The sequence below is a fragment of the Anaerobacillus alkalidiazotrophicus genome (assembly GCF_001866055.1).
This window is the reverse complement of the sequence record NZ_MLQS01000031.1, coordinates 266,100-285,821: the sequence shown is the minus strand read 5'-3', so window position 1 is coordinate 285,821 and position 19,722 is coordinate 266,100. Positions and strand designations below refer to the sequence as shown.

20 protein-coding genes and 1 pseudogene are annotated in these 19,722 nt (G+C 35.2%); 1 reads left to right on the top strand and 20 read right to left on the bottom strand.

Annotated features, from left to right (window positions below; translation table 11 throughout):
• Positions 1–62: 62 nt before the first annotated feature.
• From bioC to yneA, 18 genes and pseudogenes are all read right to left on the bottom strand, one after another.
• Complete coding sequence (bioC, locus tag BKP45_RS20490) at positions 63–896, bottom strand: malonyl-ACP O-methyltransferase BioC (RefSeq protein ID WP_071390999.1); 834 nt, start codon at positions 894–896, stop codon at positions 63–65.
• Positions 889–1,632: an alpha/beta fold hydrolase gene (locus BKP45_RS20485; protein WP_071390998.1), complete on the bottom strand. Its 744-nt coding sequence runs from the start codon at positions 1,630–1,632 to the stop codon at positions 889–891. Before BKP45_RS20485 ends, bioC begins: the two co-directional genes overlap by 8 nt.
• Before the next feature lie 3 nt (positions 1,633–1,635).
• The gene (gene bioF / locus BKP45_RS20480) at positions 1,636–2,823 is read right to left on the bottom strand and encodes an 8-amino-7-oxononanoate synthase (RefSeq protein WP_071390997.1); all 1,188 of its coding nucleotides are present in this window, start codon (positions 2,821–2,823) and stop codon (positions 1,636–1,638) included.
• A gap of 28 nt (positions 2,824–2,851) precedes the next feature.
• On the bottom strand, positions 2,852–3,844 hold the full coding sequence (gene bioB, locus BKP45_RS20475; protein WP_071390996.1) for a biotin synthase BioB: 993 nt from the start codon (positions 3,842–3,844) through the stop codon (positions 2,852–2,854).
• A gap of 11 nt (positions 3,845–3,855) precedes the next feature.
• Positions 3,856–4,569 (bottom strand): dethiobiotin synthase, encoded by a 714-nt coding sequence (gene bioD / locus BKP45_RS20470; RefSeq protein ID WP_071390995.1) that lies wholly within the window; start codon positions 4,567–4,569, stop codon positions 3,856–3,858.
• Positions 4,562–5,860, bottom strand: a complete 1,299-nt coding sequence (gene bioA / locus BKP45_RS20465; protein WP_071391053.1) for an adenosylmethionine--8-amino-7-oxononanoate transaminase — start codon at positions 5,858–5,860, stop codon at positions 4,562–4,564. Before bioA ends, bioD begins: the two co-directional genes overlap by 8 nt.
• Before the next feature lie 253 nt (positions 5,861–6,113).
• The gene (copZ, locus tag BKP45_RS20460; protein WP_071390994.1) at positions 6,114–6,320 is read right to left on the bottom strand and encodes a copper chaperone CopZ; all 207 of its coding nucleotides are present in this window, start codon (positions 6,318–6,320) and stop codon (positions 6,114–6,116) included.
• A gap of 26 nt (positions 6,321–6,346) precedes the next feature.
• Positions 6,347–6,534 (bottom strand): annotated as a pseudogene (locus tag BKP45_RS21870) (hypothetical protein); the annotation flags it as partial.
• On the bottom strand, positions 6,521–6,616 hold the full coding sequence (locus BKP45_RS23615) for a cation transporter (protein ID WP_084788093.1): 96 nt from the start codon (positions 6,614–6,616) through the stop codon (positions 6,521–6,523). The gene BKP45_RS23615 and the pseudogene BKP45_RS21870, both read right to left, overlap by 14 nt.
• Positions 6,617–6,661: 45 nt before the next feature.
• Positions 6,662–6,991, bottom strand: a complete 330-nt coding sequence (locus BKP45_RS20455; RefSeq protein WP_071390993.1) for a metal-sensitive transcriptional regulator — start codon at positions 6,989–6,991, stop codon at positions 6,662–6,664.
• Positions 6,992–7,192: 201 nt separating this feature from the next.
• Positions 7,193–9,010, bottom strand: coding sequence for an ABC transporter ATP-binding protein (locus BKP45_RS20450; protein WP_071390992.1), 1,818 nt, complete (start codon positions 9,008–9,010; stop codon positions 7,193–7,195).
• Entirely contained in the window at positions 9,003–10,763 is a 1,761-nt protein-coding gene (locus BKP45_RS20445; protein ID WP_071390991.1) for an ABC transporter transmembrane domain-containing protein, read from the bottom strand. Before BKP45_RS20445 ends, BKP45_RS20450 begins: the two co-directional genes overlap by 8 nt.
• Before the next feature lie 154 nt (positions 10,764–10,917).
• Complete coding sequence (locus BKP45_RS20440) at positions 10,918–11,130, bottom strand: YneF family protein (protein ID WP_071309669.1); 213 nt, start codon at positions 11,128–11,130, stop codon at positions 10,918–10,920.
• Between the two features lie 199 nt (positions 11,131–11,329).
• Positions 11,330–11,770, bottom strand: coding sequence for a sporulation inhibitor of replication protein SirA (sirA, locus tag BKP45_RS20435; protein ID WP_071390990.1), 441 nt, complete (start codon positions 11,768–11,770; stop codon positions 11,330–11,332).
• A gap of 171 nt (positions 11,771–11,941) precedes the next feature.
• Positions 11,942–13,936, bottom strand: coding sequence for a transketolase (gene tkt / locus BKP45_RS20430; RefSeq protein WP_071390989.1), 1,995 nt, complete (start codon positions 13,934–13,936; stop codon positions 11,942–11,944).
• Positions 13,937–14,309: 373 nt separating this feature from the next.
• A complete protein-coding gene (locus BKP45_RS20425) occupies positions 14,310–14,552 on the bottom strand; it encodes a DUF896 domain-containing protein (RefSeq protein WP_071390988.1) in 243 nt (80 codons plus the stop codon).
• Positions 14,553–14,615: 63 nt separating this feature from the next.
• On the bottom strand, positions 14,616–15,269 hold the full coding sequence (locus tag BKP45_RS20420) for a YneB family resolvase-like protein (RefSeq protein ID WP_071390987.1): 654 nt from the start codon (positions 15,267–15,269) through the stop codon (positions 14,616–14,618).
• Complete coding sequence (gene yneA / locus BKP45_RS20415; RefSeq protein WP_071390986.1) at positions 15,232–15,570, bottom strand: cell division suppressor protein YneA; 339 nt, start codon at positions 15,568–15,570, stop codon at positions 15,232–15,234. The genes BKP45_RS20420 and yneA overlap by 38 nt, the downstream gene beginning before the upstream one ends.
• Positions 15,571–15,727: 157 nt before the next feature.
• On the opposite strand from yneA, the gene lexA reads away from it, so the two are divergent.
• A complete protein-coding gene (gene lexA / locus BKP45_RS20410) occupies positions 15,728–16,354 on the top strand; it encodes a transcriptional repressor LexA (RefSeq protein ID WP_071390985.1) in 627 nt (208 codons plus the stop codon).
• A gap of 1,356 nt (positions 16,355–17,710) precedes the next feature.
• Here lexA and glnA read toward each other — a convergent pair.
• Positions 17,711–19,048: a type I glutamate--ammonia ligase gene (gene glnA / locus BKP45_RS20405; RefSeq protein WP_071390984.1), complete on the bottom strand. Its 1,338-nt coding sequence runs from the start codon at positions 19,046–19,048 to the stop codon at positions 17,711–17,713.
• A 94-nt stretch (positions 19,049–19,142) separates the two neighbouring features.
• A complete protein-coding gene (locus BKP45_RS20400; protein WP_139193872.1) occupies positions 19,143–19,553 on the bottom strand; it encodes a MerR family transcriptional regulator in 411 nt (136 codons plus the stop codon).
• Positions 19,554–19,722: the final 169 nt, after the last annotated feature.

The following is a 19,722-nucleotide window of genomic DNA, read 5'->3' as shown; positions in this document are numbered from 1 at the left end:
ACGTAAACCTCACTGCTATAGTTTTTAAATTATATTTGCTCGTAATAATGCAAAATATTATTTTACTGGTCCTCTGTTCTTGCGTAATGAATGCTTATATACATGCAATGGTATGTCGCTCTAACCCCTTTTACTTCACGGTAATTTTTGTCATAGAAATGAAGCAATTCTTTGAAAAAAGTAGGAGGCAGATAAGCGTTTGCTTTATTACTATTACTAGCACCGATCTTTTTAATTGAAATAAGAAAATCACGTACTGATGGAAAATATTCATATTCAAGCATTTGCTTTCCTTTTATTTCAAAATTACATAAAAATGAAAAAGGGAGCGATCTTTCGCAAAGATGATAAAGAGTTTCGAACGAGAAAAAAGACTGGCCTAAAGGACGGAAACAATCAAGTCCAAGTTGTTCTTTCACTTGATTATACGAATTATGAAGTTCTTGAAACGTTCTATTCCCAAATGTTGAGAACGTTAGAATTCCATCTTCCCTCAAAAAACGTAGTAATCGTTTTATAACTTCCTCAAAATGATTTACCCATTGGAATGTTGCATTTGAAACAATGATATCATAATTTCCCTTAAGTGATATCTCTTCAATATCTCCGCATAAAAACGTAACTGACTTACCTTTTAATTTTTCTTTGGCTACTTCAATCATTCCAGGTGCCAAATCAACAGCCGTAATTTTCGCGTTCGGGAATATCATACATAATTGTTTGGTTAAATATCCTGTTCCACAACCAATTTCAAGAATATTAATCTCTTTATCGTATTTCTCTTTGTCTATTGATTTAATTAACTCCTTTGCCATGATCTTTTGTACATTGGCATACTTATCATATGTTCTTGAATTCCTACTGAACCGTTTCATCAAAAGCTTTTTATCAATCATACTGTATCTCACTTTCTAGAAAACTATTAATCCATTTCAAACATAAATCTTCATTCGTGAAAAATGGAATATGACCAGCATCCTCTAACACGTATAATCTTGCATTTTCTATCATTTGTTCATAAATAAACTGAGAAGCTTCAAAGGGACAAATCGAATCATTTTTACCATGAATTAACATAGTTGGTATGTTAATATTTTTAAGGTGCATCCTAACATCCGTTTCAATTAAATACGTTAATCCCATCATTATGGATGAAAGCTGATCTCCTTTGAGCTTATCATGAACTAATTGTAAAAATTTTTTATCAAACCCTTTATTTTTTTCATTACAGGAAAAGAATGTTTGATAAAATGTAAAAAGAGTTTGATCTTTATCCATTACTAACTTTTTTTTCATAAGATTTACAATACGAGGCTTCCAACCAGATAAATAATCACTTTTCATTGTGAAACTACTCGTCCCCCCAATACATATTAAGCCTTTTAATCGCTCTGAGAGTATGCTTGCCACTTCAATAGCAACAATCGATCCTAATGACCAACCTAAAAGAACGATCGGCCCATTAATATACATAATCTTTTCTAACAAACGATTTTTATAGTCTGTTAATCTCTCAATTTTTCTCCAATCAATACATGAGACTTGATACGTTTTTTGAAGTTCAGTTTGCAACGGTCGAAACACTTCTTTATCCGTTGCCCAACCAGAGAGCATAATAATGTGTGGCTTCATTACTTAAATCACCTCTAGTTCTTTTCCTACTTGAATAATTTTTTCTAGTGCCCAATCAAGCTCTTTTTTTTGATGAGCTGAAGTAATGGCGAATCGAATTCTTGCTTTATTTTCCGGTACTGTCGGGGGACGTACGGCAATCGCTGCAATCCCTTCTTCTTGAAGTCGTGTAGCAAATGATTGTGTTTGACTATTTGCACCAATGATGATGGGTACAATCTGCGATTCGCTTTCGCAAGTATCAAAGCCAAAGCGTGTTAACCTATTTCTGAAATATTCAGCATGTTGTAGTAGCAATGTACGTTTCTCTCTTTCTTCTTCTACGATTTCGATTGCTTTTTCAATGGTTGCAAGTACTGCTGGTGGAAGGGCCGTTGAATAAATCAGCCCACGCATCCGATTAATTATGTAATCAATCAGCCATTTCTTTGCGACTACATACGCGCCAAAGCTACCTAAAGCTTTACTAAACGTTCCCACTTGTATATCAACTTTATCTTGAAGATTTACATGATGTGAATACCCTTGACCACCTTTACCATAAACTCCACTAGCATGAGCTTCGTCAACCATTAACATAGCATTGTACTTTTCTTTTAATCTAACAATTCCTTCAAGATCAGCAATATCTCCATCCATACTAAAGACGGTATCTGTCACGATTAGTTTGCGCTTATCTTTAGGTGCCTTCATCAATAGAGCTTCTAAATGATTAGTATCACGATGGCGATAGCGCTGTAGTTTCGCTCGACTTAAAACAATCCCATCTATTATACTTGCATGGTTCAATTTATCACTAAAAACGATATCATCTCGCTTCATTAATGCAGAGATAATTCCGACATTTGCCGTATAGCCACTGTTTAACACTAAAGCTGCTTCCGCTCTCTTCCATTGAATAAGACGTGATTCTACTTTGTCATAAAGAGGATGATTTCCAGTCATTAATCTTGACGCTCCACTACCAACACCATACTTATCGATAGCTTTTGAAGCGGCTTTCTTTAACCTACTATCATTTAAAAGGCCTAAATAATTATTTGAGGCAAGGTTTAACAATTTCTGACCATTCCTAATCAACCAAGACGAATTAAGCTCTTTTGTTGTTACAATTGAGCGCCTTTGAAATATATTTTCTAGAAACTCTAGTTCAGCTTTGATTTCTGTTTCCCATTGGGTTTGATTAGTCACTCTTTTTCCCTCCCTTTACAAATCAAAACTAACACTCTTCAATTTCAAAGCCCAAATCTTCGATCATTTGGTGATCCGAGTGAAATTCTTGTCCCTCGGTTGTCAAATAATCACCAACAAAAAGCGAGTTTGCTGCATATAATCCTAACACTTGAAGAGAACGAAGGTTTACTTCTCTTCCACCTGATATTCTAATTTCTTTGGACGGGTTAATAAAACGGAACAATGCCAACACCTTTAAACAATAGCGTGGATTTAACTCATTCAAACTTTCAAGTTTCGTTCCTTCAATTGGATGTAAAAAATTAACCGGGATTGAATCTGCATCTATGTTCCTTAATTCAACAGCCATGTTATATATATCTGCATGTGTTTCACCCATACCTATAATACAGCCAGAGCAAGGAGATATCCCAGCTCGCTTAATATTTTCTAGAGTCTCAATCCGATCTGAATATGTATGTGTTGTCGTGATGTTTATATGATGAGTTTCACTTGTATTTAAATTATGATTATAACGGTCAACCCCTGCCTCTTTCAGTTTTTTAGCCTTCTCATCAGAGAGAATACCTAAACAAGTACAAATTTTTAACGGAGTCGTATTTTTTATCTCTTTAACGGCTTCAATGACTTGGTCAATTTCTCGATTTGTCGGTCCACGTCCACTTGCAACTATGCAATACGTACCTACTTTTCGTTCCATAGCCTCATAAGCTCCTTTAACAATTGAATCTTTATCAAGAAATTTATAAGATTCTACCTCAGCACTTGACTTACTCGATTGCGAACAATAACCGCAATCTTCTGAGCAATTCCCACTTTTAGCATTCATAATCATATTTAACTTCACTTTGTTACTATAGTAATGCTTTCTCACTTTGTACGCTGCCTGAAGAATTTGTAATAATTCCTCATCAGGCGCAGTCAAAACATGACCTGCTTCTTCTAATGTTAACAATTCTCCTTGAAGTGCTTTTTCCGCGAGTATTTCCCACTCTATAGTTTGTGATTGCTTCTCCATATTTCTTCCCCCTATAAATCCATCTTTTTTGCTAAACAATTCGTAATTACTCTTAAATCAAGCCTCTCGTTGATAACTTTGATAATTTTATTACGGTTCAACCGCTCTATATATGGAATTATTCCAAGTACAGGAACACCTGAAAATTCCTCAATGATACTAGGACTTGTCTCCTCAACCACTCCAATTTTCCCTTCATTTAATCCGTTGATCACTACGCCAAGGACGTGAAGCCCCACTTGTTTAGCATAATCAATTGTTAATAACGTGTGGTTAATCGTTCCTAAATTCGGTCTAGCTACAATAATAAGAGGAAAGCCAATCGCTTTGGCGACGTCTGAGACAAGATAATTTTCTCCAAGTGGAACTGCTAAGCCGCCAGCCCCTTCGACAAGTAAAAAATCATGCTTATACCTTATACGTTTCCATGCTTTGATAACCTCTTCTAAAGGCACCTTTATACCTTCTCTTTGTGCTGCGACGTATGGCGCTAATGGCTCATTAAATTGAAAAGGATTTATTTCCTCTAATGTACTGCTGTCATTTGCCATAAACTTTAAAATTGAAGCATCGCTTAAAGGATCATTCCTATTTGCTCCTGAAGCCATAGGTTTGAAGACGCCAACATCATAATTTTTTTCATATAACGCTGCCGCTAAGCCAGCAGTAACAAACGTCTTCCCAATTTCAGTATCTGTTCCAGTAATAAAAATCCCTCTAACCATTTGTAACTACGCCCTCTGTAACCGTTTGGATTGCTTCTCTCATAATTGCCATCATTGCAATTAAATCTTCTTCTGTCGCTGCAAGTGGTGGTAAAAATGCTATGACGTCTCCAAGTGGACGTGTTAGCATACCTAAATCACGCATTTTTAAAGAAACTTGATAACCGATTCGCTGTTCCCATGGAAAGGACTCTTTTGTTTCTTTATCGCTTACAAGTTCCNCCCCCGCCATAAAGCCAAGTTGTCTAATGTCACCTACATGATCTAACTGATAAAAATCCTTAAAAATATCTTTTATTAAGCTTTCTTTCCTTTTTACGTTTTTTACAATTTGTTCGCTGTCAAACAGATCAAGGTTTGCAAGTGCAACTGCGCAACCTAATTGATTTCCGGTATAAGAATGACCATGAAAAAATGTCTTCAAGTTTGAATAGTCATCATAAAAAGCCTGATAGATATGCTCCTTTGTCATGGTAACCGCTATTGGAAGGTATCCACCCGTAATCCCTTTTCCAGCCGTCATAATATCAGGAACAACCCCTTCGTGATCACAAGCAAACAACTCTCCTGTACGTCCAAAACCAGTTGCGACCTCGTCAGCAATGAGAAGGACATCATATGTTTGACATAATTGCTGAACTCCTAATAAGAAGCCTTCTGGCATTTTAATCATCCCACCTGCCCCTTGCATCATCGGTTCAACGATAATGGCTGCGATCTCACTATGATGTTTTTCTAATAAATCTTTTAACTCATCTAAACAGTGCTTGCAGCATTCATGTTCCTCACCACTTATAGATCGATAGACATATGGGTAAGGTACTTTATAGCTTTCAAAAAGTAACGGTTTATATACTTTATGAAATATATCAATGTTACCGACACTCACTGCACCAACGGTATCGCCATGATAACTATTTTTCATGGTGACAAACTTTTGTTTTTTTCCTTTTCCGATATTTTGCCAATATTGAAAAGCCATTTTTAAAGCAATCTCTACGGATGTGGCTCCACTATCAGAGTAAAAGACTCGATCTAAACCGTTAGGGCTAATATTGACTAGTTTTTCAGCAAGCTCTGTTGCTGGTACATTTGTCATTCCAAGCAAAGTTGAGTGAGCAATTTTATCAAGCTGGTTTCGAATCGCGTTATCAAGTTCTTTTTTTCTATGCCCATGGACATTTAGCCATACCGATGAAAAACCATCATAAAACGTCTTGCCCGTAATATCCTTAAGCATTATTCCGTCTCCACTTTCAACCATGATCGGATCTTTATCGTAATCCTTCATTTGTGTAAACGGTAACCATAAGTGTTTTTTACTTTTAGTAATAAGGTCTAGTTCTTTACAGATATCGTTCACTCCTCCCACTTTCGTCAACCTGAACTTTTGTAAGGTTGACAATTACATATATAATCACAATTTCCAATATACGTCAAGGTGATTTTTCCCAATAAAAAAAGGCCAACCCCATCAACACCCATTTAGTATAGTTTTAATACTAATTAAGGTTGTTGACATTGGTTAACCTTTATACTAGCGACTAGACAACGTCATAGCCCGCTTCTTCAATTTCATTTTTAAGCTTATCTTCACTTACTTTTGAACTATCAAATTGTACAGTTACATTTTTAGCAGCTAAATTTACTTCAGCACTTGATACACCTTCAAGTTTTCCTAAAACTCCTTCTACTGCAGCTTTACAATGACCGCAGCTCATTCCTTCAACCGAGATTGTTATTTGATTCATTTTCAACAACTCCTACTCAATATTTTTTATTTAAATTTCACGCGTTTTAAGCGTAAAGAATTACTAACAACAGTAACTGAACTAATGCCATCGCTCCCACTGCAATCCATGGGGCAAGCAAACCAGCAACAATAGGTAAGCCAATTGAGTTATAAATAAACGCCCAAAATAAATTTTGTTTGATATTTCTCATCGTTGCTCTACTTAGTTTGAGGTAAATTAACGGCAGCTTTTGCCACACCCTCTAGTCTATTAACGAATTTCTCAATTCGAGCAAAACACGCTGCACATGTCATGCCCTCAATTTTTATATGAATATTCCTCTCTCCCACACTACTTTTTTATGATTTAGAAAATTGTTGAATAACCTTCATTAGTTCTTCGATCGCTTCATCACCTTCACCTTGGGTAACCGCCTGACTAACACACCCTCGAGTATGGTCCTCTAATAGAGTATACCCTACTTTTTTTAAAGCAGCTGAAACTGCTGAAACTTGGACTAATACATCTACGCAATAACGATCATCTTCAATCATTCGTTGAATACCCCTTACTTGGCCTTCAATACGTTTCAATCTATTGATTAACTTCATCTTCTCTTCATCGCGCCTAATTAACGCAGGACTTTTCTCTGGATGAATAGGGATGTTTAATAATTGTTCTTTATCCATATTTTCACCTCATTTATTATACCATACCCCCAGATGGTATTTTTGTCAATCGCTTTCCTAATAATCCAATTAACTAAAAATTAATACAGAATTATATTTATAGCATCCCCACTGATTGAATGTTGCTATTTAGCTATATGGTGAAAGGTAATCTAGAAAATTAAAACCACAGTAGCGAAAATTCTCTACTGTGGTTTCATATTACGCTAATTCTTTTGTTGTTATAGATTCTATTTCTTTTGGGTCACCTTGTTGAAGTAAATACATCTTATGATAAAGGCCACCATACTGAATTAATTCTTGATGTGTTCCTCTTTCTACAATTTCGCCTTGGTGAAGTACTAATATTTGATCTGCATCTTGTATAGTAGATAAACGATGAGCGATAGCAATTGTCGTTCTTCCTTTTCGCATTTTTTCTAATGCTTTTTGAATTTCAGCTTCTGTCTCTGTATCGATATTTGCAGTAGCTTCATCAAGGATAAGAATACTTGGGTTTAAAGCGATAGTACGTGCAAACGACAACAATTGCCTTTGTCCACTTGATAACGTTGAACCACGTTCACCTATTTTTGCCTGATACCCCCCAGGTAAACTTTCAATGAAAGGATTAGCATGAACAAATTTTGCTGCGTCAATCACATCCTCTTTCGAAAGTGAATGATGATAAAACTTTATATTGTCCTCTATTGTACCTACAAACAAAAACGGATCCTGAAGTACAAGCCCCATTTTCTTACGAATCTCTTCGTTTTCATAACTCTCAATGGGAACACCATCAATAAGTATATCTCCCCTAACCCCTGGATAAAAACGCATCAGTAAATTGACGATTGAACTCTTACCACTACCTGTATGACCTACTAAGGCAATAGTCTCTCCTTTATTCGCACTAAAAGAAATATTTTTTAATACGTCGTACTTTCCATCATACGAAAAGCTAACATTACGAAATTCTACTTCACCTTTTTCAATAATCGGGGTATCTTGACCAATTTTTGTTGGAGCAAATTCACTATGGTCAAGGAGTCTGAAGACTCGACTTGCTGAAACAAGAGCTTGCTGAAAAATGGACAAGCGCATCATCATTTGATTTACAGGTTCAAAAAATCGATCTAAATAATTAATGAAAGCATATAAAACACCAATCTCTACTGGGCTATTAAATGATGTTATACCAAAATAGCTTAAAACTAGGATTAACGCAATAATCGAAATGAAATCAACAGCTGGTCTTAGTAATAGACCCTCAACTTTAATACTTTTTAACCAAGCTTTTTGATGCTCATCATTAATCGTTTCAAATTCTCGACGTAACCTTTTTTCTTGACGGAAAATTTGTATAACTGTCATGCCTTGAATAGACTCATTTATCTTTGTATTTAACTGACTTAATTTTTCACTCATTTCTGCATAAAATTTCGAACTAATTCGTCGGTAAACTTGCATCAATATGAGTAAAACTGGTAAGATAAACAAACAAAAAATGGCAAGTTGTACATTCAAATAAAACATCGCAACAAAAACACCGATTAAAAACATAATATTTTGAACATAGTTAGAAACTACACTAACGTACAAATCTTTGATAGTTTCTGTATCATTCGTTATTCTAGAAACAAGGCCACCTGTAGGAAACTTATCAAAAAATGCTAAACCTAAGTTTTGCACTTTTGCAAAAACATCAATTCTTATTTGTTGAATGATTTGCAGTGCTATTTTTTGAAATAAAAATAATTGGACGTACGTAATAACGACACTAGATAAATGTAACCCTAAATAAGCAACTCCTAATAAAAAAAGAGGTTGAAAATCAAATATCCTCGGTGTTAAATAATCATCAATAAATATTTTTACGATAATTGGACCTAAAATTTGCGCTGCAGTACCCAGCATTAATAATACAAAAGCAAATGTCAATAACCGTTTGTGAGTTTTTGTATAACGTAATAACCTTTTAAAAACTACCTTCTGATCCATTGGCTCAAACAACAATGATTGCTTATTTTTTTCACTCATCCTTTGAGCCTCCTTGTTCGACTAATGATTCAAGCTGCTGCTTTGCATACATTTCCTTATACCAACCGCCACTTGCCATTAGATGTTCGTGGTTACCGCTTTGAATAACTTTACCTTTTTCTAATACAACAATGCTATTCGCATGTTTTATAGCACTTAGTCGATGTGCAGTGATTATCGTTGTCTTACCAGTACGTAATGTTTTTAATCCTTCTAGTATGTCCTCTTCAGTTTTAGCATCAACCGCGGACAAACAATCGTCCAAAATTAACACTTCAGGATTTTCAATTAAGGCTCTAGCAATTGATATCCTTTGCTTTTGCCCACCAGATAATGTTACTCCACGTTCACCAACAATCGTTTCATACCCATCAGCAAGCCTGATGATATCCTCATGAATAGATGCAATTTTAGCTACTTCAATAATTTCTGATAAACTAGACTGTGGTTTTGCAAAGGCAATATTATCTGCGATAGTTGCTGAAAATAAAAATTGATCTTGAGGTACATATCCAATTGATTTTCTTAATGAGTCTATTGAATAATCAGTTATATTATGATTAGCAAAATAGATTGCACCGTCTTTTAAGTCAAACTGGCGCATCAATAACTTCAGCAAAGTCGTTTTTCCACTACCTGTTCTTCCAACAATACCCAGTGTCTCACCTTTTTTCAAAGTAAAACAAACTTCTTGTAATGCCAACTCATCATCCTCTGTATAAGAAAAACTATTAATTTTATATTTTATGTTACCAACTGGCTGTTCTTTTAATACTGAATCCTTATCTTCAATATCTGCTTTCACTCTAAGTAAAGAAGAAACACGTTTATACGATGCTCGGCCTCTCTCTACAATATTAAAAAGCCAACCAAAAGCTAACATTGGCCAAATAAGTAAACCTAGGTAAATAGTGAAGCTTGTTAATTCCCCAATAGTAAGGTCACCTATTACTACATATCTAGCACCAAATAAAATAGATAAGAAAAATGATAAACTAACGATTAAGGAAATCGTAGGATCAAAGAATGAATCTACCCTTGCTACTGAAATATTCTTTTCTACAACGTCATGAGACTTTTCACGGAAAGAATCAATATCCTCTTTTTCATAGCCAAACGTTTTAATTATTCGAATCCCAGACATACTTTCTTGTACTTTGTCATTTAAGTTCGAAAAAGCTACTTGAGCCTTACCAAAACGCTCATGAAGCAATGAACCGTAATAACTAGTAGCAAGAGCCATAAACGGCATTGGAATTAATGCAATAAGCGTGAGCCGCCAATCGATCGTAAATGCCATTGTTAAAATAACAAAACCTCCCATGGTAAGAGAGTCTACAAGTGTTAAGACACCCAGACCCGCCGTCTGCTCAATGGCTTTTATATCATTTGTTGAATGAGCCATTAAATCCCCTGTCCTTTTTGAATGATAAAAACTTGGTGACATGCGAGTGAAATGCTCATAAAGTTGATTACGCAATTTCCGAGCTAATCTTATTGAAGCCCCAAATATCATAATTCGCCAAAAGAAACGAAAAATGTATATCAAAGTAGCGATAATTAATAAAACAACACACCAAGTTAGTAAGATAGACATTGTTAATGTACCTTTATCTATATGGTCTACCATTAGCCCAACAACATATGGAGGGACTAGAGACAATATTGATACAAACACAAGTAAAAAAATTCCTACTATATATTTATTTTTTTCTTCTTTAAAGAACCAAAGCAAATCAATAAAAACCCTCATTCATTCTCCTCAATTCTATTTATCTTTTCAAAGGCATTCATTATTTTATCAAAATATTTAAATTGTTAGAAGTAAAAGTTTCTGATTACGAAATATTTCTTTTAAAAAATACAAAGAAAAAACACTCCAATCATTGGAGTGCTTGTCCTTTTTATTACTTCATTTGATTGTTCATTGCTTTCATCATTTGGGTAATCTTCTTTTGTGATGGATTCATGCCCATTTGCATCATCATCACACGTAACATCTTTTCATTAATAGGTGGGTTTTTCTTAAGATAATTCATCATTGTTTTGCGGGCAATAAAAAAGCCAATCGCAATACCGGCAATTAAAGATAATACGCCGATTAAAATATTAATCCACATCTTTATATCCTCCTTCTAGTAATGTCTACTTAAGTAGACCTCCATTTGCATCAATTTATTATAACCTAACCAAATATTGAATTAAAGTATTATTTGTAGAGTATGAATAAATATCTGGTTATCAACGATTGCCTACTATATTTATTTAGACTGAATTAACTTTCACACCCAAAATTTTTAATAAATTTGTTAGGTTTTATTAAATATAATTCACATGTTTGATTGGATTTAACCAGCCATAATTTTTGTTGTCAAAGTCGACTGCAAAGAAGCAGGAATTGATTTGACGTAATACTTCAAAAAATATTGTTTCCGCTTGATAAGAACCATTAGCAGAGATAGTTAATACGTTTCCGTGATCTTTTAATACTGCTTTACTCTCAAATGCTTTTATATCTATATAATAATGTTCCTTTAAAACATAAAAATCATGACGAACTTTTAATTTTTTTTCAACTGATTTCTTTATTTGTAAAGAAGGGATTATAGCACTTATATAATTTATTTGCTTCTTAACAATTTCCTGTAGTTCTGTATCGGCTGTTTCTCCCTCGTATAAAAGCTGATATATCAAGTGTTCTTTTCCAAAATAACTGGTGGCAATCTCAGGCTTTAATAAAAATATATAATAGTGCCTCATTTCATTGTCCCTCCATCCATTCATTTCTTTTTACTATAATGCATGTCCAAAGAAATGATTGTCATTTAACGGAGAAATACATCACTATTTTTGTCAAAACAAATAGCTTTTTGCACACAGTTAAAGAAAAACAACCCCCATTTCGATCAAAGAAATGGGGGAGAAACAAAATTAAAATGTAGCCTTTAATTTTGCAACAACGTTATCTACAGTAAATCCATACTCTTCCATAAGCTTTTCACCTGGTGCTGATGCCCCAAACTGATCAATAGCAATTACAGAACCGTTATCACCAACATATTTATGCCATCCTAACGACGATCCCATTTCAATTCCTACTCGAGATTTTACCGTTGGTGGAATAACTGAATCTTTATACTCTTGTGATTGTTTTTCAAAGCGGTCCCAACTTGGCATACTTATTACTGAAACATGAATTCCTTCTTTTTCAAGTTGTTGTTGCGCTTCTACTGCTAATTGAACTTCTGAACCTGTTGCAAGTAACAAGCCATCAACATTACCTTTCGCAGGAGAAATAACATATGCACCTTTCTTCACGCCTTCATATGCTTCTTCTTTAGTGTTTTCTTGAGTCATAATATCTTGACGAGATAATACTAGTAATGTTGGTTGATCTACACTTTCAACCGCTAATTTCCAAGCTGCAACAGCTTCATTGCTATCAGCAGGTCTAATAACAGATAGACCAGGCATTGCACGTAAAGAAGATAGTTGTTCAACCGGTTCATGAGTTGGCCCATCTTCACCAACAGCAATACTATCATGAGTCATAACATAAGTAACAGGTACCTTCATAAGTGCAGACAAACGAATAGCAGCACGTAAGTAATCTGAGAAAACAAAGAACGTAGCACCAAACGCTTTCACTCCACCGTGTAAAGCCATTCCATTTAATGCAGCTCCCATAGCAAACTCCCTAACTCCAAACCAAACGTTTCTTCCGCTATAATTATCTCTAGAGAAGTTACTTTCCCCATTTAGAAGGGTTTTATTAGAAGAAGCTAAATCCGCTGATCCACCAAAGATTTGCGAAACATTTTTGGCTAATGCATTTAAAGCTTCACCTGAAGAAGATCGCGTAGCAACTTTATCTTTCCCGCCTTCATACACAGGAAGATTCTGATCCCAGCCTTCTGGTAGTTGGCCACTTACTGCAAGTTTAAACTCAGCTGCTAAATCTGGATATTTTTCTTCATATTGCTTAACTAAATCGTTCCACTCATCTTCTTTTGCTTGCCCGTGTTCTTTCACTTTTGCGAAAGCCTCTGAAACTTCTTCAGGAATATGAAATTCATTTTCATATGTCCATTTATAAGTCTCTTTAGTAAGCTTAACTTCATCTTTTCCAAGTGGTGCACCATGTGATGCGGATTTACCTCCTTTATTTGGAGACCCGTAACCAATTGTTGTCTTCACTTCAATTAATGTTGGACGATCGTCTTTTTTCGCTTCCTCAATGGCTTTATAAATTTCATCAGTGCTATTTCCATCTTCTACACGAATTACTTGCCATCCATAAGCTTTAAAGCGATTTTCTACATTTTCGCTGAAGGACATATGAAGATCGCCATCTAAAGAAATATCATTTGAATCGTATAATACAACTAATCGACCAAGTTTTAAATGTCCCGCTAAAGATGCTGCTTCTGCTGAAACACCTTCCATTAGGTCACCGTCACCACAAATAGAATATGTATAATGATCAACCACTTGAATATCCTCTTTATTATAAACTGCAGCTAGATGTCTTTCAGCCATAGCCATCCCAACTGCCATAGCAATACCTTGACCAAGTGGACCAGTCGTTGCATCTACCCCTGGAGTATGACCGTACTCTGGATGCCCTGGAGTTTTACTTCCCCATTGACGAAAACTTTGTAAATCCTCTAAACTTACATCATATCCAGTTAGGTGAAGTAAGCTATATAGTAACATTGAACCGTGCCCGGCAGATAATACAAAACGGTCGCGATTAAACCAATGAGGGTTTTTCGGATTATGGTTCATATACTTTCCAAAAAGTGCATATGCCATTGGTGCTGCCCCCATCGGCATTCCTGGGTGTCCTGAGTTTGCTTTTTCAATACTATCAATTGATAACGTACGTATCGTATTAATTGCTAATTCATCAACGTGATTCGTCATGTAATCGATCATCCTTTCCGTAAATAAACATTTCGATTAACATCATATACTTTCTTTTGTCAATAAACAAGAACATCGGCGAATTTTGACGAAATTTTTTAGAAAAAAATTGACCTTCATTGTATCTTAGGCACACACTAAATTATCGATTCTAAAAATTATTAAATAGCAAACTACCTCTAAGTAATTTAGAAATTGTAAAACTACGTTTGTAGTGATTAACATTTCAATCAGAAGCATCAATAAATATTTATATTTTATATTTAGAATATTGCTTTTAAGATAAAATATTCAATAACAAACAAAAAAACTGACTATTAAGGTGTCAGTACAAACCATTCATATAGAAAACACCTTAATAAAAACCAGTTCATTAATGTTTAAGAAAAGTATTATTTGCTTTTTTACTTGCTTTTAACTTTTTGGGGGTTACATCTTGGCCTTTTTCATCAACTACTTTTATTGAATGAAGATGATTTTTAAAAGATGAACGGAACGTTTGAATGTATTCTTGACGTAATTTTTGTTGTTCTTTTGTCTCTTCCGGAGTGAGACCACCATTTTTTGCTTTTTTTGAAAGCTCATTTATACGTTGTAGCTTTTCTTTTGACAACATGGGATAAAACCTCCAACTTCTTTCTAAATCTACTATTAAATGTACATGAATTGAAGGTTTTTTTCAACTTTCCTCATCTAATTGTTCTTGTATATATTCTTGATAACGGCGATGAACAGTAGCTTTAGATACATCATAACCGAATCCTCTTAACGTAGCTGCTATTTCCCTAAATGTTAGGTTCATACCCTTTAGTCTTACAATCTCAGTTATAGGAACTTCTTTTTTTAATCTTCCACCAAGTTTAGCATCTCCTAAATTTTTTCTCGGATTATACCCCTTATCAACAGCTCTTTTCATGCCTCGTTTAATTTTTATATTATGTAACTTTCTTTGATATTCTTCTACAATACTTACTATCTCTAACACAAGTGTATCAGTTTCCGAAAGAGTCAAGTCCCCATTTTCATTTATAGTTTGGATTTTAACATCATGTTTCAACAATTGATGAATTAGAGCTATTTTTGTATTTCCTCTCCCTAGTCGAGTCTCATCTTGTATTAGTAAAATGTTTGCCTTTTTATCCTTGAAATCCTCAAGAAGTTCAAAAACACCGTCCCTTTCAATTTCAAATCCACTAGCTTTTTCCTCAATAACTTTATAAACTTCATAGTTATTAAGTTTTGCTAACTCAAGAAGCTCTTCCTTTTGGCGTTTTAACGAAGAATGTTGAGCTTGCTTATCTGTACTCACTCGGCAGTAAATAATTGCCTGCATTATAAGTCACCTCACTACTTTCTAATTGAGGAACAAGTAACTTTTGTCCAGGATATATTAAGTCTTGTTTAAGTTGATTATGAGTTCTCAACATTGATATATATAATTGGATTGACATTCCCTCTGAATAATTACTAGCAATAGACCACAAAGTATCACCATCATTTACCTCAATCTCAATAAAGTAGTCAAACTTAGGGTGAGCTGAAGTTTGCACAGACATAAACATATATGCTATTAAGATAGCAAATAAGGTTAAAATAATTAAATCCTGAAAAGAAAATCTCAAAAGCTTTTTCATTAAATCCACTTCACTTTCTATTTTAAAGAATGTTTGTTCTCATTTAGAATACAAGAACATCCGTTCTTAGTCAACTGTTTTAGAACTTATGTTTGCATGCATTAGTGGAATATTGTATAATATATGGTAAGAAGATTAGTAAATGAGGTGCTACATAATGACTAAGGTATCGAAGAGACAACTAGAGATACTCGAGTACATCAAAGATGAAGTTCGAAAAAAAGGCTACCCACCTTCTGTAAGGGAAATTGGAGAAGCTGTTGGACTAGCATCAAGTTCAACCGTACATGGCCATCTATCACGATTAGAAAAAAAAGGATTTATTCGTAGAGACCCTACGAAGCCTAGAGCAATTGAAGTATTAGATTTAAAAGAAAACAATGAGCACGATCAAATACTGACAAATACCGCTTATGCCCCTATCATCGGAAAAGTAACTGCCGGTGAACCAATTACAGCTTACGAAAATATAGAAGATTATCTGCCTCTTCCTGAAAAGTTTGTGGGGGATTCTAATGTCTTTGTACTTATTATTCAAGGAGATAGTATGATAGAGGCCGGTATATACGATAAAGATATGGTTATTGTAAGACAACAACAAACTGCTAATAACGGTGATATAGTAGTAGCTATGACAGAGGAAGATGAGGCTACAGTAAAGCGTTTCTTTAAAGAAAATGATTTCATTAGACTTCAGCCAGAAAATTCAACAATGGAACCTATTATTCTTAAAAATTGTTCAATCCTCGGAAAAGTAGTCGGAGTATTTCGAACAGTACATTAAAATAAGAAAAACTCAAGGCACTTTGTTCATATGAAACGCTGAAACTAGACAGCTTCCAACTTTAAAAATTTTATACTTTCTTACCTTACGCGCGAAAGACAATGGAAGTGCTTTTCGGAAGCCTCTCATTGGCTTCCAAGTGCTTCTACACCTTCTACCGAAGCATTGTTTTGTGCGACGAGTAATCGCAGAAGCAAAGCTGCACGAAGATATTCAGACATGTATTCATGAAGTAATAGAAGTCAATATCCTGACTGAAGTGACTGTGCTTGTAGGTGTTGGTGCTAGGTATCCTTCCAAGTTCAAATTTTATACTCCTCATCAAGAAAAGCGCAAGCGCCATGGTCACGAGCAGCTGCTCCTGTGCCACTCCGTTTGCTCAAGAGCAAAGCAGCTTCGAATTAATCCAAGTAGTAACTTCACTGGGGCGGACTTTGACAGAAGCCGCTCTTTGGCTTCTTACGTGCTTCTGCGTCTTCAAGTACTGCTTCGCAGTAAGCTTCCTCGAAGCAGTGTTTTGTGCGACGAGTAACCGCAGGAGCAAAGCTGCATGAAGTTAATCAACGAAGGATTTCAAGAGGTAATTGAAGTCAGTTGCTTGACTGAAGTGACCGAGCTCGTAGGCTGCTTGCGCTAGACAGTTTCCAAGTTAGAAATTTATAAATTCTGATTATGCAAAAACAAGACTTAGTAAAAATAGGTCTTGTTTTTTTCATGGATTTGAACTTAACTTTATAAGGGTTTAGTTCACTTCATCAAAACTCACCTTATCCAAACCAAAGATAAGTTTAAGTTTTGTAAACTTTCAATCAGATTATTCGTGATGTTTATGCTCACGTGTCCAAAAACTCAACCAAAATCCAATCGATAAGTATGACTAGTATATAAACTAAATCAAAACTAATTTTTTCGCAAATCCTTTTGGGGCTTAATGTGAAAATAACCTACAACACGCCCACACAAGAAAAGCGCAAGCGCCTTGGTCACGAGCAGCTGCTCCTGTGCCACTCCGTTTGCTCAAGAGCAAAGCAGCTTCGAAGTAATCCAAGTAGTAGCTTAACTGGGGCGGACTTTGACAGAAGCCGCTCTTTGGCTTCTTACGTGCTTCTGCGTCTTCAAGTACTGCTTCGTAGTAAGCTTCCTCGAAGCAGTGTTTTGTGCGACGAGTAACCGCAGGAGCAAAGCTGCATGAAGTTAATCAACGAAGGATTTCAAGAGGTAATTGAAGTCAGTTGCTTGTCTGAAGTGACCGAGCTCGTAGGCTGCTTGCGCTAGACAGTTTCCAAATTAGAAATTTATAAATTCTGATTATGAAATAAAAACCCTCAATACCAGTAGTATCAAGGGTTTTACCAATTAATAAATTGAAATGTATTGCTCGCGCTCCCAAGGATGAACTTGCGTGCGGAACATATCCCACTCTATTTCTTTTGCTTCGATGAAATTAGATAACGCATGCTCACCGATAGCATTTGTAATTACTTCGTTAGATTTCAACACTTCAAGAGCTTCTTTTAAAGTTGCAGGTAGGTCATTAATGCCAGCCTCTTCACGCTCTTCCTTATTCATGATATAAATATTACGATCTGTTGGAGCTGGTGGAGTAAGCTTGTTTTTAATACCATCTAAACCAGCTGCTAACATTGCTGCCATTGCTAAATAAGGGTTTGCAGCAGGGTCTGGACTGCGCACCTCAATACGAGTACTTAAACCACGAGATGCCGGGATACGAATTAGCGGGCTACGATTTTGCATAGACCATGCTACATAACAAGGAGCTTCGTATCCTGGTACAAGACGCTTATAAGAATTTACAGTTGGATTTGTAAGTGCTGTAAATGCTTGTGCGTGTTTAATGATTCCAGCTAAAAAGTGCATTGCAGTAACACTTAAACCATTTTCACTAGATGTATCTTCAAATACATTTTTGTCCCCTTTAAATAAAGACATATTGCAGTGCATTCCAGATCCATTCACACCGAATAATGGTTTTGGCATAAACGTTGCATGTAATCCGTGTTTTCTAGCAATTGTTTTTACAACTAGTTTGAACGTTTGAATGTTATCACAAGTTGTAACTGCATCTGCATACTTAAAGTCAATTTCATGTTGCCCTGGAGCAACTTCATGGTGAGACGCTTCAATTTCAAAGCCCATATCTTCAAGCTCTAAAACAATATCACGACGACAGTTTTCTCCTAAATCTGTTGGCGCTAAATCAAAGTATCCGCCTTTATCGTTAAGCTCCATTGTAGGCTCACCTTTTTCATCAACTTTAAATAAGAAGAATTCTGGTTCTGGACCAATATTGAAAGATGTGAACCCCATTTCTTTCGCTTCAGCTAAAACACGCTTCAATACACCACGAGGATCTCCAGCGAAAGGTCTTCCAGTTGGATCATAAATGTCACAAATTAAACGAGCTACTTTTCCTTTTTCACTTGTCCAAGGAAAAACAACCCAAGTATCTAAGTCTGGATATAAATACATATCAGATTCTTCGATACGTACGAAACCTTCAATTGAGGATCCGTCGAACATCATTTTGTTGTCTAATACTTTTGTTAATTGACTAATGGGAACCTCTACATTTTTAATAATTCCTAATAAATCCGTAAATTGTAAGCGAAGAAATCTTACATTTTCTTCCTTTGCCATAGTAAAGATGTCTTCTCGCGTAAATGTTGTAGTCATAACTATATCCTCCTAAAAAAATTTCATATAAGTATTATTTTTATCTTAACCATCATAAAGAATTACTCTTTTTTAATGATGAATCGTACCGTTTTTAATGAAAAAATCGAGAAAGTTCTCCTTGAATTAAAGAGGCCTTTCCATGTCTCCCTGCCACTAATAGCTCATTTTTCAAATAACTTCTTAACTGTTTTTCAGTAAGATCTTTTTGTACTTTTCTATCTGGGTTTTCAATGATATTATGTTTAAGACCGTTAAAATGTTGTTTCATTATGAATATTTGCTTAATTCCAGAAATATTAATCCCTTGTTCAATTAATTCCTTTATTTCTAGTAATCTGTCAACATCATTGAAGGAATAGAGCCTTTGGTTACCATCCGTTCGTATCGGAAAAATTAAACCATGTTCTTCATAATATCGAATTTGTCTTGGAGTCAACTCGGTGAGTTTCTTGATAATACCAATTGGAAATAAAGGCATATTTCTTCTAATTTTATCTCCCAACTGCCTCCCCCCTCTGACTTGATATTTATAGGTTACATTACGACACGAAACCTGTCAATACATGTAAGGTAAGTTAACATTAAAAGTATGTGAGGTTTTCTCACATACTTTTAATGTTTTTTTATTGACATTATTATCATTCCCCTAATCCTTTTTTGTATTAATAAAA

Excerpts from the sequence above, each read along its gene's own strand:
- bioC (WP_071390999.1), bottom strand. The coding sequence starts at position 896 with ATGATTGATAAAAAGCTTTTGATGAAACGGTTCAGTAGGAATTCAAGA.
- BKP45_RS20485 (WP_071390998.1), bottom strand. The coding sequence starts at position 1,632 with ATGAAGCCACACATTATTATGCTCTCTGGTTGGGCAACGGATAAAGAA.
- bioB (WP_071390996.1), bottom strand. The coding sequence starts at position 3,844 with ATGGAGAAGCAATCACAAACTATAGAGTGGGAAATACTCGCGGAAAAA.
- bioD (WP_071390995.1), bottom strand. The coding sequence starts at position 4,569 with ATGGTTAGAGGGATTTTTATTACTGGAACAGATACTGAAATTGGGAAG.
- copZ (WP_071390994.1), bottom strand. The coding sequence starts at position 6,320 with ATGAATCAAATAACAATCTCGGTTGAAGGAATGAGCTGCGGTCATTGT.
- BKP45_RS23615 (WP_084788093.1), bottom strand. The coding sequence starts at position 6,616 with ATGACATGTGCAGCGTGTTTTGCTCGAATTGAGAAATTCGTTAATAGA.
- BKP45_RS20455 (WP_071390993.1), bottom strand. The coding sequence starts at position 6,991 with ATGGATAAAGAACAATTATTAAACATCCCTATTCATCCAGAGAAAAGT.
- BKP45_RS20450 (WP_071390992.1), bottom strand. The coding sequence starts at position 9,010 with ATGAGTGAAAAAAATAAGCAATCATTGTTGTTTGAGCCAATGGATCAG.
- BKP45_RS20445 (WP_071390991.1), bottom strand. The coding sequence starts at position 10,763 with ATGAGGGTTTTTATTGATTTGCTTTGGTTCTTTAAAGAAGAAAAAAAT.
- BKP45_RS20440 (WP_071309669.1), bottom strand. The coding sequence starts at position 11,130 with ATGTGGATTAATATTTTAATCGGCGTATTATCTTTAATTGCCGGTATT.
- sirA (WP_071390990.1), bottom strand. The coding sequence starts at position 11,770 with ATGAGGCACTATTATATATTTTTATTAAAGCCTGAGATTGCCACCAGT.
- tkt (WP_071390989.1), bottom strand. The coding sequence starts at position 13,936 with ATGACGAATCACGTTGATGAATTAGCAATTAATACGATACGTACGTTA.
- BKP45_RS20425 (WP_071390988.1), bottom strand. The coding sequence starts at position 14,552 with ATGTTGTCAAAAGAAAAGCTACAACGTATAAATGAGCTTTCAAAAAAA.
- BKP45_RS20420 (WP_071390987.1), bottom strand. The coding sequence starts at position 15,269 with ATGCAGGCAATTATTTACTGCCGAGTGAGTACAGATAAGCAAGCTCAA.
- yneA (WP_071390986.1), bottom strand. The coding sequence starts at position 15,570 with ATGAAAAAGCTTTTGAGATTTTCTTTTCAGGATTTAATTATTTTAACC.
- lexA (WP_071390985.1), top strand. The coding sequence starts at position 15,728 with ATGACTAAGGTATCGAAGAGACAACTAGAGATACTCGAGTACATCAAA.
- glnA (WP_071390984.1), bottom strand. The coding sequence starts at position 19,048 with ATGACTACAACATTTACGCGAGAAGACATCTTTACTATGGCAAAGGAA.